This window comes from Streptomyces sp. JK94 (assembly GCF_053613315.1).
This window is the reverse complement of record NZ_JBSICH010000026.1, coordinates 141714-155894: the sequence shown is the minus strand read 5'-3', so window position 1 is coordinate 155894 and position 14181 is coordinate 141714. Positions and strand designations below refer to the sequence as shown.

The window sequence follows — 14181 nt, the reverse complement described above, 5'->3', positions numbered from 1 at the left end:
TTTCGCCGCGCCCGGCCCGGGGCTCAGGCGCCCATCATGTGCACCCCTCCGTCGACGTGCACGATCTCCCCCGTGGTGCGCGGGAAGAAGTCCGACAGCAGGGCGACGACCCCGCGGGCCGCCGGTTCCGGGTCGGTGGGGTCCCAGCCCGCCGGGGCCCGGTGCTCCCAGACCCCGGCGAGGTCGGCGAACCCGGGGATGGACTTGGCCGCCATGGAGCGCAGCGGTCCCGCCGCGACGAGGTTGCAGCGGACGCCGCGACCGCCCAGGTCCCGGGCGAGGTAGCGGCTGGTCGACTCCAGGGCGGCCTTGGCGACGCCCATCCAGTCGTAGCGCGGCCAGGCGACCGCGGCGTCGAAGGTCAGCCCGACCACCGAGCCGCCGCACCGCTCCATCAGGGGCAGGCAGGCCGTGGTCAGCGACTTCAGGGAGTACGCCGACACGTGCACGGCGGTCGACACGTCGTTCCAGTCGCCGTCCAGGAAGGAGAAGGCGCCCCGCGGCCCGTAGGCGATGGAGTGCACCAGTCCGTCCAGGGTGTCGGTGTGCTCGCGGATCCGGTCGCCGAGGCCGTCCAGTTGCCGCTGGTCGGTGACGTCGAGTTCGAGCACCGGGGCCGGCTTCGGCAGCCGTCCGGCGACGCGCTCGATCAGGGAGAGGCGCCCGAAGCCGGTGAGGACGACCTCGGCACCCTCCTCCTGGGCGATGCGGGCCGTGTGGAAGGCGATGGACGCGTCCGTGACGACCCCGGTCACCAGGATCCGCTTGCCGGCGAGGAGTCCGCTCATGTCCGGGTCACCGCCTCGGGCAGGGCCCGCACCAGCGGGGAGTCGTGGCCGAGGGCACCGAGTGCGGCGGCACCGCCGGGCGAGCCCACGGCGGCGAAGAAGTCGGCGTTGGAGGCGGTGTGGTCGCCCCACTCGGCGGGCACGTCGTCCTCGAAGCAGATCGCCTCGACGGGGCAGACGGGTTCGCAGGCGCCGCAGTCGACGCACTCGTCGGGGTGGATGTACAGGGCCCGGCGGCCCTCGTAGATGCAGTCCACGGGGCACTCGTCGACGCAGGAGCGGTCCTTGACGTCGACGCAGGGCAGTGCGATGACGTAGGCCATCGTCAGCTCCTCTTCGTCACGGGGGTGGTCGGGGGGCCGGCGACGCCGTCGACCGGAGCCCCGGTGGTGCGCTCGCCCAGCAGCAGGACGGTCGCCGCCAGGGCCGCCATCGCCGCGGCGATGACCCCGAACAGGGCACCGGGGCCGCGCGAGTCCAGGACCGGCAGCAGGACGAACGGCAGTGCGGCAGCGCTGAGTTTGGACAGCGAGTAGGCGGCGCCGGACGCGGTGGCGCGGATCGCGGTCGGATACTGCTCGGAGAGGTACACGTGCGAGACGCTGGAGAAGACGTTGCTGCACAGGGTGTAGACGAAGCCGAACGCCACGATGAGCGCGGGGGATCCGGCGTAGGCGAAGCCGAGGCCGGCCACCATCATCGCCGCCGCGGAGGCCGCGACCAGCGTCCGGCGCTCGAACCGGTCGACGATCGGCAGGGCCAGCGCGGAACCGACCGGGTAGCCCAGGAAGGACAGCGCGGTGAAGCCGATGCCCGCGACGATGCCATAGCCCTTGGCCGCGACGATCTGGGGGGCCAGCGTGCCGAAACCGTAGTAGCCGACCACGGACAGCACGCAGAAGATCCACAGCACCACCGTGCGGCGCCGCATGCCGCGGCCGAACACGTCGCGCACACGGTGGCGCACCGCGGCCGGTTCCACCGGTCCGGCGGTGCCCGCGGCCACCGGGCGAACCGTCGCGGGACGGTCCGGGTAGGCCTGCTTCTCCATCTCGGCCACCAGCAGCTCGGCCTCCTCGGTGCGGCCCTGGGCGGCCAGCCACCTCGGCGACTCGATCAGCCGGCGGCGCAGCACCCACACCACGGCGGAGCCCAGCGACCCGATCACGAACAGCCAGCGCCAGCCGTCGATGCCCAGCGGGGACAGGGGCACCAGCCACAGTGCGGCGAAGCCGACGGCGGGCACCCCGCAGAAGGCGACGGTGTAGGCCCAGGCGATGTACCGGCCGCGCCGCTTGGCGGGCAGCACGTCGGCCAGGTAGCAGTCGGAGAGCACCTGTTCGGCACCGATGCCGATGCCGGCCATGAAGCGGGTGACGATCAGCCAGGCGGCGTTCGGCGAGAAGGCGCCCAGCAGGGAGAAGCCCGAGTAGATGGCGAGGTTGATCAGGAAGGCCCGGCGCCGGCCGAACCGGTCGGCGATCCGGCCGAGCACCAGCGAGCCGATGAACTGGCCGATGAACACCGAGGCCAGGACGAGTTTGAGCTCGGTCGCCCCGAAGGCGAAGTCGCTCTGGAGCACCTTGGCGATGGTGCCCGAGAGGTTGTTCTCGAACGTGTCGAAGAGCAGACCGATGCCGATGACCATGGTGAGTCTTCGGTGCATCGGGGTGATCGGCATGCGGTCCAGGCGGACCCCGATCGCGGCGGGGGCGGTGACACCGCCCGCCACCGTGGTGGTCTGGGACATGGGGAGGCTCTCCTTGGACTCCTGGTTCTCAGGGACTCCGGTGAGGGAACCGCCCGGGCCGACGGCGGGCCCGGGCGTGCGGCCCGGGGGCCGGGGCTGTGGACGCGTGGGGTGCGGGGCCGTGCAGGACCGGAGCGTGGGGGGGGTCCCGGACCGGCGGCGACCGAGGGGCGCGGGCCGGGTCAGGCCGCCTGGGCCGCCCGGCGCCTGATCTCCTCCTCCACGGTCCCGGCCCGCACCGGCTCACTGACCTCGTGCAGGTAGGAGGCGACCTCCCGGTAGGACGTCCAGAAGCCGACCTCGTGGTACGGCACCCCGCGCTCGGCGCAGTAGGCGCGGGTCAGTTCCCGGGCGCGCGGCAGGTGCTTCTGCGGCATGGCCGGGAACAGATGGTGCTCGACCTGGTAGTTGAGGCCGCCGTAGAGGAAGTCGACCACCGGGTTCGGGCGGATGTTGCGGGAGGTGAGGACCTGGCGCTCCAGCCAGTCCAGGGTCTCCTCCTCGCCGTCGCGGACGTCCATGCCCTTGTGGTTCGGGGCGAAGATCATGCCGAAGTAGACGCCCAGGGCGGCGTGCTGCACGAGGATGAACGCGACGGCGAGGACCGGCGAGAGAACCGTGAAGACCAGGGCGCAGTAGACCGCGGCGCGCAGCACGACCAGGAACGACTCCAGCACGGGCCGCTTGGTCTTGCCCTGCGCGATGGACACCACGGCCGTCCGGAGCATCTTGAAGCCCTCCAGGACGAGCAGCACGAAGAACAGCACGCTCTGGTGGCGCACGACGAACTTCTGCGTGCCCCGCCGGCTGGGGTACTGCTTGACGTCGAAGATGACAGTGCGCCGGCCGATGTCCGGGTCCTTGTCCAGGTGGTTGGGGTTGCTGTGGTGCCGGTTGTGGTGGTTGACCCACCAGCCGTAGCTGACCCCGTTGACGAGGTTGGCGTGGATGTAGCCGACGGCGGAGGCGGCCTTCTTGCTGCGGAACATGGCCTTGTGTCCGGCGTCGTGCCACATGAACGCCGACTGGCCGCCGCACAGCCCCATCCACAGGGCCGTCAGCAGCTGCCACCAGGAGTCGCCCAGGGCGAAGAACGCGGCGAATCCGATCAGCAGCAGGGTGGTGTTGAGCGCGAGACGGCCCACGTAGTAGCGCGGGTCGAGGTCGAGGAGACCTTCCGCCTTGACGCGTTTGAGAAGCTCGGCGAACGTCGCCGAGGCGCCGGTGCGCGGACCGGCCGCGGAGGCGGCTGCTGCCCCGGCTTCTTGTGTGTGCGGACGCTGCATGCGTTGCTCTCCTTGGGAGAAGTGCCCCGTTCGGGCGGCGGCGCCGCTGCCCCGCGGACCTGCGGGCGCCGCGAGTCGACAGTGCTCCCGCGGGCGGTCGGGAACGCGCGGGCGTGCCCGCCCGGCGGTCCGGGAACGCCGGAGCACAGTGCGGTACTCCGCCGGGGGACCACCGGACGAACACGTGTCCAGCGTGCTGCGCCGCGCTGATGTGCCACTGATGCCGGTCTGATCGGCGGTGGCCGTCAGGCGGCGGACTCGGCGCGCAGCCGTTCGTCGAGCGCCAGGACGGCGGCGTCCGCGTCGCGCGCCACTTCCTCGTCGTCGGGCGCGCCGATGACGGCCATCAGCCGCTCGACCACGGTGTGCTGGAGGACTTCGGTGCTGGTGTCGGGTCCGTTGTCGCTCATCGCTGGTTCTCCTGTTCCGGAAGACGGGTGGTGCGTGAGGGCGGTGCGGGGAGGGCGCCCCGCGGCGCGCCGCGACGCCGCGCCCCGCTGCGGGCACGGTCGGTCCGGAGTGCCCCGCTGCGGGCGTGGCGGATGACGGCTCGTCAGAACGCCTTGCAGGCACGGAAGACGTGGGCGAAGGACGCCAGCGAGGCCTGCGGGCCGTCGAAGGCGACGTACTCCGGGATGACCACGTCCGGAGCCCACTTCTGCTTGTACGACAGCTGGGTCTGCGCCGGGTACAGCGCGGCCCCCTCGGCCCACAGGGCGTGCATCAGCCACTGGAACGCCGGGCTGTGGCCGTCGATCTCGTGGCCGGCGTCGAGGCCGGTGAACGGGGTGAAGCCGAAGTGCAGCCACTCGACGCCCTCCGAACGGAACACCTCGGCGGCGGTCGCGTTGATGGCCTCCATCAGTCCCGGGGAGCTGTCCGGGACGCGCCGGCTCAGGTCGTGCATCCAGCCGGCCCGGCCGCCGTACACCGGCGAGTAGGAGATGTACGCCACGGGGCTGCCGTCGATGGTGCCGGTGAACAGCCGGCGGTGTGCCTGGGCCGGTCCCCCGATCTGGCCGACCAGGAACTCCAGTTGCTGGGCGCCGCCCTTGGAACCGAGCCAGGCCCGGTCGATGGCGGCGATCGCGTCCTGCCAGTCGTCGGCGGAGACCTCCTGGACGACCAGGCCGTTGCGGCGGGCCCGGGAGATCTTGTTGCGCAGCTGCATGAAGCGGGTGCCGCGCAGTGTGAAGTCCGGCAGGCCGACGGCCCAGGAGGCGCCGACCTGGTTGACGGTGAAGCCGCGTCGGGCGTAGTGCTCGGCGTCGGCGCGCTGGAGCTGGATGGCGACCAGGGTGCGGCCCTCGTCGCGGACGTGCCGGCGGAAGGCCTCCAGGAGAGGGTCGTAGTCGTCGGGGGCGGCGAAGGGGCCGCCGAACTGAACGGCGAACCGACCCGTGCGGCGGTATACGACGACGCCGTCGGCACCGGCCAGTGTGAAGACGTCGTTTCCGCTGTTGAGGCCCAGGAACGCGCTGGGGTTCTCGGTTGACGTATGGGTGCGTATCGCCTCGAGAACCGGGGTTTCCATGGCGGTCACGGTCATTGTTTTCCCCTTTCGGGAGCGTTTTCCGTCGTTCCGAGTAGAGCATCGAGGGCAGGTGCGGGAAAAGACCGGACGGGAATTCCCAGATCGAGTCAGAGAAACGTCAGCGCTTTGTCAGGCCTCCCTGCCAATGTTGTTCTCGTGAACGGCACGGGAGACCGGAAGCCGGGAACAAGGAGAGGTGCCCGGAGCGGCCTATCGGGGACCAGAGAGCAATCTCACGGTCGGGCCCACAAAGCCCACGCAGGTTCGAATCCTGCCCTCTCCGCGAAAACGGCCACGCACCAACGGCCACACAAGGAGAGGTGCCCGGAGCGGCCTATCGGGGACCAGAGAGCAATCTCACGGTCGGGCCCACAAAGCCCACGCAGGTTCGAATCCTGCCCTCTCCGCTCGTCGTATACGCCCCGGCACCCGGCTTCCGGCGCGGCCCCGCCCCACCGGCCGCGCGGCCCCGGTGCCGCACGCACCGTCGGCGACCCCCCGCGCCGACGGACACACGCGCCCCGGCGCACCGCCCGGCACTGGGCGGTGCGCCGGGGCGCAGACACGTCCGCATCCACCACCACTCCTTCCGCTTGACCTCCGTCGTCCGGCAACCGCACAGGTCAGCGCCCTTGTCGGCATGACTCGGACTCGTGCAGCAGAAAAATACCTTCCCAAAGGAATTATTCTGTGCCAGGATGGAGTCGGGAGGAAACCCCGTGACGGAGACCGGCCGGGAGACCGCCACGCGGCCTCGGCCGCAGAGACGGACCGCCGCGACCGGCCCCCCGACCACTCTCTGCCGCACTGATCGCCAAGGGGGAAACATGCTGAGGTTCTCGATCCTCGGGGCACTGCAGATCCGCACCGCGTCGGGACCGGCCGAGATCTCCGGCGATCTGCAACGGACCCTGGTCCAGACGCTGCTGGTCAGCGAGGGCCAGTCGGTCTCCGGTGAGGCGCTGGTCGAGGAGATGTGGGGCGAGGGCGCCCCGGACAACCAGGCCAACGCCCTGCAGGCCCATGTCAGCCGGCTGCGCCGTAAACTGCGCGGCCTGGAGCCCGACCGCAGCACCTCGCGCGTCACCATCCACCCCTCGGGCTACCGCCTGACGGTCAATGAGGGGGAGCTGGACGCCGCCGAGTTCGTCAGGGCGGTCCGCCAGGCCGAGACCCTCGGCTCTGGCTCACCGGAGGAGGCGGCCCGGTTACTGAGACAGGCCCTGGCCATGTGGCGGGGGCCGGTCTTCGGCGGCTTCACCGGCGGCACCCTGTGCCAACTCGCCGGCGCCCGCTACGAGGAATACCGCATGCGGGCCATGGAGCTCCGCTTCGACGCCGAGCTGCGGCTCGGCCGGCACGCCGCCGTCCTGGCCGAACTCGCCGAGACCCACACGAGCCACCCGCTCAGGGAACGCTTCTGCGAGCAGCTGATGATCGCCCTGTACTGCGCGGGCCGCCAGGCCGACGCCCTGGATGTGTTCCGCCGTATGCGCCGCCACCTCGCCGACGAACTCGGCATCGAGCCGTCCCCCGCGCTGCGGCAGGTCGAGAGCGCCATCCTGTCCCACGACCCGGCCCTGTCCGGTGACGTGCGCGCTCCCCTGCTCCAGCTCACCTGACGCCACCGGTCCCGACGCCGCGCGTAAGCGGCACGTCAGCCGCTGGTCAGCACTGCCTGTAACGATCCGGATCGGAAGTGGAAACCGCCCCTCGACCTTTGGAGAACCACATGACCACGAGCCAGTCGCCGGCCCGCGCCGTGACGACCCAAGGGCGCGCGGAGGCCGCGCGTCCGTTACGTCTCTTCCTCGGCCTCGACGCCGTCGTGACCGGCGGCAACGGCCTCATCTACCTGTTCGCCGCCGGCCCGGTGGGGGACCTGCTCGGCCTCGACACCGGCTTCCTCCGCGGCATCGGCGTGTTCCTCACCGTCTACGGCGCACTGGTCGCTGTGCTGGCCAGCCGTCCGGTGCCGTCCACCGCGGCCACCAAGGTGGTCATCGAGGCGAACCTGCTGTGGGCGGTCGCGAGCGTGACCGCCGTGGTCTTCGGCTGGCTGGACCCGAACACCGTCGGCACGGTGTGGACCCCGCTCCAAGCGGCCGTCGTCGCGGCCTTCGCCGTGCTCCAGATGAACGGTCTGCGTCGGCTCGGCAACTGACATCCCGTCCCATCAGGGGGAGACATGAGGTCCCACGTCGCGGAGCTGGCCGGGATACGCCGCCAGGTACTGGCCGGCCCTAGTGAGAAGGCGACGCGGGCGCAGCACGCCAAGGGCAAGCTGACCGCGCGCGAGCGCATCGGCCTGCTGTTGGACGAGGGCTCGTTCCGCGAGGTCGAGCAGCTGCGCCGACACCGGGCGACCGGATTCGGCCTGGAGGCCAGGAAGCCGTACACGGACGGTGTGATCACCGGCTGGGGCACGGTGGAGGGCCGCACGGTGTTCGTCTACGCCCACGACTTCCGGATCTTCGGCGGCGCGCTGGGCGAGGCCCACGCGACGAAGATCCACAAGATCATGGACATGGCCATCGCGGCGGGCGCACCGCTGGTCTCCCTCAACGACGGCACCGGCGCCCGCATCCAGGAGGGCGTCACCGCGCTCGCCGGCTACGGCGGCATCTTCCAGCGCAACACCCGGGCGTCCGGCGTCATCCCGCAGATCTCGGTGATGCTCGGCCCGTGCGCCGGAGGTGCCGCCTACTCCCCCGCACTCACCGACTTCGTGTTCATGGTCCGCGAGACGTCGCAGATGTTCATCACCGGACCGGACGTCGTCAAGGCGGTCACCGGTGAGGAGATCACCCAGAACGGCCTCGGCGGCGCGGACGTGCACGCCGAGACCAGCGGCGTCTGCCACTTCGCCCACGACGACGAGGAGACCTGCATCCAGGAGGTCCGCTACCTCCTGTCCCTGCTCCCGCGGAACAACCGGGAGAACCCGCCCGCGGTGCCGTGCGACGACCCGCACGACCGTCGCTGCGACACCCTCGCCGACCTGGTCCCGGCGGACGGCAACCGGCCCTACGACATGGCGGAGGTCATCGAGGAGATCGTCGACGACGGCGAGTACCTGGAGGTCCACGAGCGCTGGGCGCGCAACATCATCTGCGCGCTGGCCCGTCTCGGCGGGCAGGTGGTGGGCGTCGTCGCCAACCAGCCCAGAGTGCTCGCCGGCGTCCTGGACATTGAGGCCAGCGAGAAGACCGCCCGCTTCGTGCAGATGTGCGACGCCTTCAGCATCCCGATCGTCACCCTCCTGGACGTCCCCGGGTTCCTGCCCGGCGTCGACCAGGAGCACGGCGGCATCATCCGCCACGGCGCCAAACTGCTGTACGCGTACTGCAACGCCACGGTGCCGCGGATCTCCCTGATCCTGCGCAAGGCCTACGGCGGCGCCTACATCGTCATGGACAGCCAGTCCATCGGCGCCGACCTCACCTATGCCTGGCCCACCAACGAAATCGCCGTCATGGGCGCCGGGGGCGCGGCCAACGTCATCTTCCGCCGCCGGATCGCCGAGGCCGAGGACCCCGAAGCCATGCGGGCCGAGCTGGTCAAGGAGTACAAGGCGGAACTGATGCACCCCTACTACGCGGCCGAGCGCGGCCTCGTCGACGACGTCATCGACCCCGCCGACACCCGCGAGGTCCTCATCCGCTCACTGGCGATGCTGCACACCAAGCACGCCGACCACCCCGCCCGCAAGCACGGCAACCCCCCTCAGTGACGGCACGGCCGCCCCACAGTGACGGAGGTCCCATGCTCACTCCCCCGCTTCCCATCCGCGTCGAGAAGGGCCAAGCCACGGACGAGGAACTGGCCGCCCTCGCGGCTCTGCTGCTCAGCCGTGCCACCCGGGCCGACGTCGATGCGCAGGCGTCCACCCCCGGCACCACCTCCTGGCGCCCCCGCCCTTTCCACCCCCCGCACAGCTGGCAGACGCCCTGAGCGGTGACGCGCCGAAGCGCCGGAACTCGGGCGTCCCCATTCACCCGGTCCAGCCTGGGCGTTTCACTTGCCGCGGTGTCCGAGTCTTGGTCGGAAAAGCGAAAGTGCCTTCTGATGACGCTTGTCCAAGGCCTCTGTCATCACAGCGGGAAGGCACTTTCTGCGTGCGGCCTGTCCGGTCGCGTCCCAAGCTCGTCGTGTCGGCCGACGGTCACGGGGGGGTCAGCCACGCCGGATCCCGTCTGCTGGCCGATCACGCCGATGTCACTGGTCTGACCAGCGCCTTCATGAATGCATTGCGCCGGTTGCGGCCGCGTGGCACCGGGCACGATCCCGGCCGGATCGCGGTCGATTTCGCGGTCCTGCTCGCCGAGGGCGGCGGGGCGATAGCGGACCTGACCCTGCTGCGCGATCAGGCAGAGGTGGTCGGCCCCGTCGCCTCCGGCCCGACCGCCTGGCGCCTGCTGGCCGGCATCGACTCGGCAGGACGTTGGCGCCGGCGTTGCCGGGCCTGAGGACTCCGGCCAGGGCTTCGCCGGTGTTGTCCAAAAAGCACAGCAGCGGGTGGTAGCCGAAGCCGCGCTTGTAGGTCGTCGCTGCCTGCTCTTCCTCGGAGTGGCAGGTGACCAGGGTGGCGTCGAGGTCCAGGACCAGGCCGGGCAGGTCGCGTCCGCCCGCGCGGGCTGCGGGTATCCCTGCCCTGGTCTCGGCGGCCTGCAGCCAGGCGATCCCCCGGGCGGTGGCCCTGGCCGAGCGCAGGCGGGCGACGAGACCGAGCCGGTCCGGTTCTGGCTCTCCGACCTGCCCGCCGACACCCCACTGACCACCCCGGTCCAGCTCGCCAAGCTCCGCTGGCGCATCGAGCACGACTACCGGGAAATGAAGCAGGCCCTGTCACGCTCCGTCAGAAACAGCGTCGAACGAGCGTCAAGACATTTCCCGAACCCGTCCCTTACGGAGTTGAGGCCGAGCGTTCTCGCCTCACACCTCTGCTGCGGAACCGCAGGTGAGACGTGTGGCAGGAACCTACAGCATGCTCCACGCGGTGAACCTACGGAAACATGTCGGCACGACCCGCCCGCAACCTGGGGAATCAGAAAATCAGCAGGTCAGCTGCCCTTTGCTGCGAGCTCAAGAATCGCCACACACTCCACATGCGACGTCATCGGAAACAGATCGAACACCCGCAGCATCCGCACCCGGTACCCCCCGTCCCGGAAGTACCCCAGGTCCCGGGCCAGCGCCGCCGGGTCGCACGCCACGTAGGCGATCCGCCGCGCGCCCAGGGACGCGAGGTGCTGCACCGTCTTCCTGCCCGCTCCGGCGCGCGGCGGGTCGAGGACGATGAGGTCGGCCTCGTCGATGCCGGTCCGCGGAAGGACGGACTCCACCTTGCCCTGTTCGATGCGGACGCGGTCGAAGGCGGCGAGGTTGTGGCGGGCGTCCTCGACGGCGCGCTTGCCGGACTCGATGCCGAGAACCGCGCCCTTGTCGCCGACCCGGTCGGCCAGAGCGCCGGCGAAGAGACCGACGCCGCAGTAGAGGTCGAGGGCCATGTCGCCCTTGCGGGGCAGCAGGCCCTGCATGACCGCGCGGACCAGGGTGTCGGCGGCCTTGGGGTGGACCTGCCAGAAGCCGCCGGAGCCGACCCGGTAGGTGCGGTCGTCGGCGCGCTCGCGGACGAAGGCGCGGCCGTGGACGCGGTGGACGCCGCCGTCCTTCTCCTCCACCCGCATGACCGAGACGGGCTTGTCCAGTTCGACGAGCGGGAGACGGGCGCCGGGCCGCGGTTCCAGGATCACCATGCGGTCCTGCGATCCCGTCGCGGCGATCGCCTCCACCGAGGCCATGCCGATCCAGTCGCGCTGCTCGATGCCCAGTTCGCTGACGCCCTCGGCGGCGATCATGCAGTGGTCGATCGGTTCGACCTCGTGCGAGCGGTGCTTGCGCAGGCCCGCGTTGCCCTCGTCGTCCACGGCGTACTGCACGCGCGTGCGCCACGACGGGACCTGGCCGGCGGGCAGCTTGTCGCCCTCGGCCGGCATCACCGTGCCGTCCCAGCCGGCCTCCTCGGGGGTGAGGCCCGCGAGGCGTTTCAGCTGCTCGGCGACGACCTCGCCCTTCAGGCGGCGCTGGGCGCCCGGCTTGGCGTGCTGCCAGTCGCAGCCGCCGCAGCGGCCGGGGCCGGCGAAGGGGCACGGGGCCTCGATGCGGTCCTTGGACGCGTCCAGGATCTCCACCGCGTCCGCGCGGAGGAAGCGGGACCCCTCCTCGCCCTCCGTGACCCGGACCACGACGCGCTCACCGGGCAACGCGTGCCGGACGAACAGCACCTGTCCCTCGGACGTGCGGGCGATGCAGTGGCCGCCGTGGGCGACGGGGCCGATCTCCACCTCGTACTCCTGGCCCACCAGCGAGACCACCGGGGGCTCCGCCTGCGACTTCTTCGGTTCTGCCTGCATGGCGGGGTGACTCCAGAGAACGGGGACGGCAACGGAAAGGGTCGAACGACAACAGCCGTCCAGTCTACGTCTACAAGGAGGACTCCTTCGCCCGGTCGTCGTGGGCCGGACCGCGCCGGACCGCACCGGGCGCGTTCCAGTCCTGCCGTTTGCGGGCCCGGCGCTTGGCGGCCTCGGAGGACTGGAGCTGGTACGGGACGGAGGTGACCATGACGCCCGGGGTGAACAGGAGGCGGCCCTTGAGGCGCAGGGCGCTCTGGTTGTGCAGCAGGTGCTCGTACCAGTGGCCGACCACGTACTCGGGGATGATGACCGAGACCGCGTCGCGCGGGGACTCCTTGCGCAGGCTCTTGACGTACTCGATGACCGGGCGGGTGATCTCGCGGTACGGCGAGTCCAGCACCTTCAGCGGTACGGCGATGCCTCGCCGTTCCCACTCCTCGCGCAGCGCCTTGGTCTCGGCCGGGTCGACGTTGACGCTCAGCGCCTCCAGGGAGTCGGAGCGCATGAGCCTGGCGTAGGCGAGGGCCCGCAGGGTGGGGCGGTGGATCTTGGAGATGAGGACGACCGAGTGGACCCGGGACGGACGCACCATGTCGTCGCTCGGCGTCTCGTCGGGGTCCTCGGGGGCGGCGATCTCCTCGGCGACGCGGTCGTAGTGCTTGCGGATCGCCGTCATCGTCGCGAAGAAGATGCACATGCCGAGCAGCGCGACCCAGGCGCCGTGCGTGAACTTCGTGGCCAGCACGACGACCAGTACCAGTCCGGTGAAGAAGGCGCCGAAGGCGTTGATCGCGCGGGAGCGGTGCATGTGGCGGCGCTTGGCCTGATCCCGTTCGGTGCCCAGGTGGCGGTTCCAGTGGCGGACCATGCCGATCTGGCTGAGCGTGAAGGACACGAAGACGCCGACGATGTAGAGCTGGATCAGCCGGGTGGAGTCGGCGCCGTAGACGAAGACGAGGAACATGGCCGCGCCGGCGAGGAGCACGATGCCGTTCGAGAAGGCCAGGCGGTCACCCCGGGTGTGCAGTTGGCGCGGCAGGTAGCGGTCCTGGGCGAGGATCGAGCCGAGCAGCGGGAAGCCGTTGTACGCGGTGTTCGCGGCGAGGAAGAGCACCAGCGCGGTGGCCGCGGCCAGGACGATGAACAGGAGGCTGCCCTCACCGAACACGGCCTCGGCGACCTGCGAGATCACCGGGTGCTGGACGTAGTCCGCGCCGACCGCGACGCCGTTGTGGAAGAGGTCGGTGGCGGGGTTCTCCGACATGCGTACGTCGGTGGCGGCGGCCAGGGTGATGATGCCGCAGAACATGGTGACGGCGAGCAGGCCCATCAGGGCGAGCGTGTTCCCCGCGTTCTTCGACTTGGGCTTGCGGAAGGCCGGGACGCCGTTGGAGATCGCCTCCACGCCGGTGAGCGCGGCACAGCCGGAGGAGAAGGCCCGCAGGAGGAGGAAGACCAGCGCGAAGCCGGCCAGTCCCCCGTGCTCCGGTTTGATCTCGTAGTCCGCCGTCGGCGCGCGCATGGTGTCGTCGAGCACCAGCCCGCGGAACGCACCCCACGCGATCATGATGAAGACGCCCGCGACGAAGACGTACGTCGGGATCGCGAACAGGCTGCCCGACTCCTTGACGCCGCGCAGGTTCATCAGCGTCAGCAGCAGGATCACGGCGATCGCGCAGAGGACCTTGTGCTCGACGACGAAGGGGACCGCGGAGCCGAGGTTCTCGATGCCGGAGGAGATGGAGACCGCGACGGTCAGTACGTAGTCGACCAGCAGGGCGCTGGCCACCGTCAGGCCGGCCTTGGGACCGAGGTTGGTGTTCGCCACCTCGTAGTCGCCGCCGCCGCTCGGATAGGCGTGCACGTTCTGCCGGTAGGAGGCGACGACGGTGAACATCAGCACGACGACCGCGACCGCGATCCAGGGGCTGAAGTGGTACGCCGACACGCCCGCGATGGACAGGACCAGCAGCACCTCGCCGGGCGCGTACGCCACGGAGGAGAGCGGGTCGGAGGCGAACACGGGGAGGGCGATGCGCTTCGGCAGGAGGGTTTCCCCCAGCCGGTCGCTGCGCAGTGCGCGCCCGATGAGGATCCGTTTGGGCACGTCGGTCAGTTTGGACACAACAGAGGATCGTAAGCGTTCGAACGGGCGCCCGCCCAGCCGCCACCCCCGGTCGTCCCACCGTCTGCCCTACGGGTGAATTCGCAGGCGATGCGGCTGCGGATTCCGCAGGTTGTCCGGTTCGCGTGTCTATATGGCTGCCCATATGACAAACACCGCCCGATGCCGTCGATTTCGCGGGCGTCGCCGCCCCTGGGAGGTCTCATGCACCTGAGCGCAGAGCTGATCGGCGGCGCCGTCACGCTCGTCGGCCTCGGATTCCTGACTCTCGCCAGCATC

12 protein-coding genes and 5 pseudogenes are annotated in these 14181 nt (G+C 70.5%); 8 read left to right on the top strand and 9 right to left on the bottom strand.

From position 1 onward, the window contains the following. Window positions 1-23 precede the first annotated feature (23 nt). The 6 genes from fabI to ACVV2G_RS23460 all read right to left on the bottom strand — a co-directional run bounded on the left by fabI (window position 24) and on the right by ACVV2G_RS23460 (window position 5373). Complete coding sequence (gene fabI / locus ACVV2G_RS23485) at window positions 24-788, bottom strand: enoyl-ACP reductase FabI (protein ID WP_453844719.1); 765 nt, start codon at window positions 786-788, stop codon at window positions 24-26. Continuing rightward, window positions 785-1111: a ferredoxin gene (gene fdxA / locus ACVV2G_RS23480; protein ID WP_150483456.1), complete on the bottom strand. Its 327-nt coding sequence runs from the start codon at window positions 1109-1111 to the stop codon at window positions 785-787. Before fdxA ends, fabI begins: the two co-directional genes overlap by 4 nt. Before the next feature lie 2 nt (window positions 1112-1113). Next, window positions 1114-2538: an MFS transporter gene (locus tag ACVV2G_RS23475; protein ID WP_453844718.1), complete on the bottom strand. Its 1425-nt coding sequence runs from the start codon at window positions 2536-2538 to the stop codon at window positions 1114-1116. 182 nt (window positions 2539-2720) lie between these two features. Continuing rightward, entirely contained in the window at window positions 2721-3824 is a 1104-nt protein-coding gene (locus ACVV2G_RS23470; RefSeq protein ID WP_264247817.1) for a fatty acid desaturase family protein, read from the bottom strand. A gap of 245 nt (window positions 3825-4069) precedes the next feature. Next, window positions 4070-4234 carry a hypothetical protein gene (locus tag ACVV2G_RS23465; RefSeq protein ID WP_453844717.1) on the bottom strand — a complete coding sequence of 55 codons (165 nt, stop codon included), beginning with the start codon at window positions 4232-4234 and terminating at the stop codon, window positions 4070-4072. Between the two features lie 143 nt (window positions 4235-4377). After that, window positions 4378-5373, bottom strand: coding sequence for a DUF2156 domain-containing protein (locus ACVV2G_RS23460; RefSeq protein ID WP_453844716.1), 996 nt, complete (start codon window positions 5371-5373; stop codon window positions 4378-4380). Between the two features lie 175 nt (window positions 5374-5548). Between ACVV2G_RS23460 and ACVV2G_RS23455 the strand changes: the two are divergent. From ACVV2G_RS23455 to ACVV2G_RS23425, 7 genes and pseudogenes are all read left to right on the top strand, one after another. Continuing rightward, window positions 5549-5641 (top strand): annotated as a pseudogene (locus ACVV2G_RS23455). A gap of 31 nt (window positions 5642-5672) precedes the next feature. After that, window positions 5673-5765 (top strand): annotated as a pseudogene (locus tag ACVV2G_RS23450). Window positions 5766-6185: 420 nt separating this feature from the next. After that, window positions 6186-6980, top strand: a complete 795-nt coding sequence (locus ACVV2G_RS23445; RefSeq protein WP_453844715.1) for an AfsR/SARP family transcriptional regulator — start codon at window positions 6186-6188, stop codon at window positions 6978-6980. A gap of 110 nt (window positions 6981-7090) precedes the next feature. Further along, window positions 7091-7522, top strand: coding sequence for a hypothetical protein (locus tag ACVV2G_RS23440; protein ID WP_453844714.1), 432 nt, complete (start codon window positions 7091-7093; stop codon window positions 7520-7522). Window positions 7523-7546: 24 nt separating this feature from the next. Continuing rightward, window positions 7547-9091, top strand: coding sequence for an acyl-CoA carboxylase subunit beta (locus tag ACVV2G_RS23435; RefSeq protein WP_453844713.1), 1545 nt, complete (start codon window positions 7547-7549; stop codon window positions 9089-9091). Window positions 9092-9123: 32 nt separating this feature from the next. Further along, window positions 9124-9312, top strand: a complete 189-nt coding sequence (locus ACVV2G_RS23430; RefSeq protein WP_453844712.1) for an acyl-CoA carboxylase epsilon subunit — start codon at window positions 9124-9126, stop codon at window positions 9310-9312. A 134-nt stretch (window positions 9313-9446) separates the two neighbouring features. Further along, window positions 9447-9797 (top strand): annotated as a pseudogene (locus ACVV2G_RS23425) (IS1380 family transposase); the annotation flags it as partial. A gap of 4 nt (window positions 9798-9801) precedes the next feature. Here ACVV2G_RS23425 and ACVV2G_RS23420 read toward each other — a convergent pair. After that, window positions 9802-10080: pseudogene (locus ACVV2G_RS23420) on the bottom strand (transposase); the annotation flags it as partial. On the opposite strand from ACVV2G_RS23420, the pseudogene ACVV2G_RS23415 reads away from it, so the two are divergent. Then, window positions 10081-10206 (top strand): annotated as a pseudogene (locus ACVV2G_RS23415) (IS701 family transposase); the annotation flags it as partial. Window positions 10207-10421: 215 nt separating this feature from the next. Here the strand turns inward: ACVV2G_RS23415 and ACVV2G_RS23410 are convergent. Next, entirely contained in the window at window positions 10422-11774 is a 1353-nt protein-coding gene (locus tag ACVV2G_RS23410; protein WP_453844711.1) for a class I SAM-dependent RNA methyltransferase, read from the bottom strand. A gap of 70 nt (window positions 11775-11844) precedes the next feature. Continuing rightward, complete coding sequence (locus ACVV2G_RS23405) at window positions 11845-13902, bottom strand: APC family permease (protein ID WP_453844710.1); 2058 nt, start codon at window positions 13900-13902, stop codon at window positions 11845-11847. Window positions 13903-14181 lie beyond the last annotated feature (279 nt).

Coding starts and splice junctions, on each gene's coding strand:
- ACVV2G_RS23410 (WP_453844711.1), bottom strand. CDS start 11,774: ATGCAGGCAGAACCGAAGAAGTCGCAGGCGGAGCCCCCGGTGGTCTCG.
- ACVV2G_RS23435 (WP_453844713.1), top strand. CDS start 7,547: ATGAGGTCCCACGTCGCGGAGCTGGCCGGGATACGCCGCCAGGTACTG.
- ACVV2G_RS23430 (WP_453844712.1), top strand. CDS start 9,124: ATGCTCACTCCCCCGCTTCCCATCCGCGTCGAGAAGGGCCAAGCCACG.
- ACVV2G_RS23440 (WP_453844714.1), top strand. CDS start 7,091: ATGACCACGAGCCAGTCGCCGGCCCGCGCCGTGACGACCCAAGGGCGC.
- ACVV2G_RS23470 (WP_264247817.1), bottom strand. CDS start 3,824: ATGCAGCGTCCGCACACACAAGAAGCCGGGGCAGCAGCCGCCTCCGCG.
- ACVV2G_RS23460 (WP_453844716.1), bottom strand. CDS start 5,373: ATGACCGTGACCGCCATGGAAACCCCGGTTCTCGAGGCGATACGCACC.
- ACVV2G_RS23475 (WP_453844718.1), bottom strand. CDS start 2,538: ATGTCCCAGACCACCACGGTGGCGGGCGGTGTCACCGCCCCCGCCGCG.
- ACVV2G_RS23465 (WP_453844717.1), bottom strand. CDS start 4,234: ATGAGCGACAACGGACCCGACACCAGCACCGAAGTCCTCCAGCACACC.
- fdxA (WP_150483456.1), bottom strand. CDS start 1,111: ATGGCCTACGTCATCGCACTGCCCTGCGTCGACGTCAAGGACCGCTCC.
- fabI (WP_453844719.1), bottom strand. CDS start 788: ATGAGCGGACTCCTCGCCGGCAAGCGGATCCTGGTGACCGGGGTCGTC.
- ACVV2G_RS23445 (WP_453844715.1), top strand. CDS start 6,186: ATGCTGAGGTTCTCGATCCTCGGGGCACTGCAGATCCGCACCGCGTCG.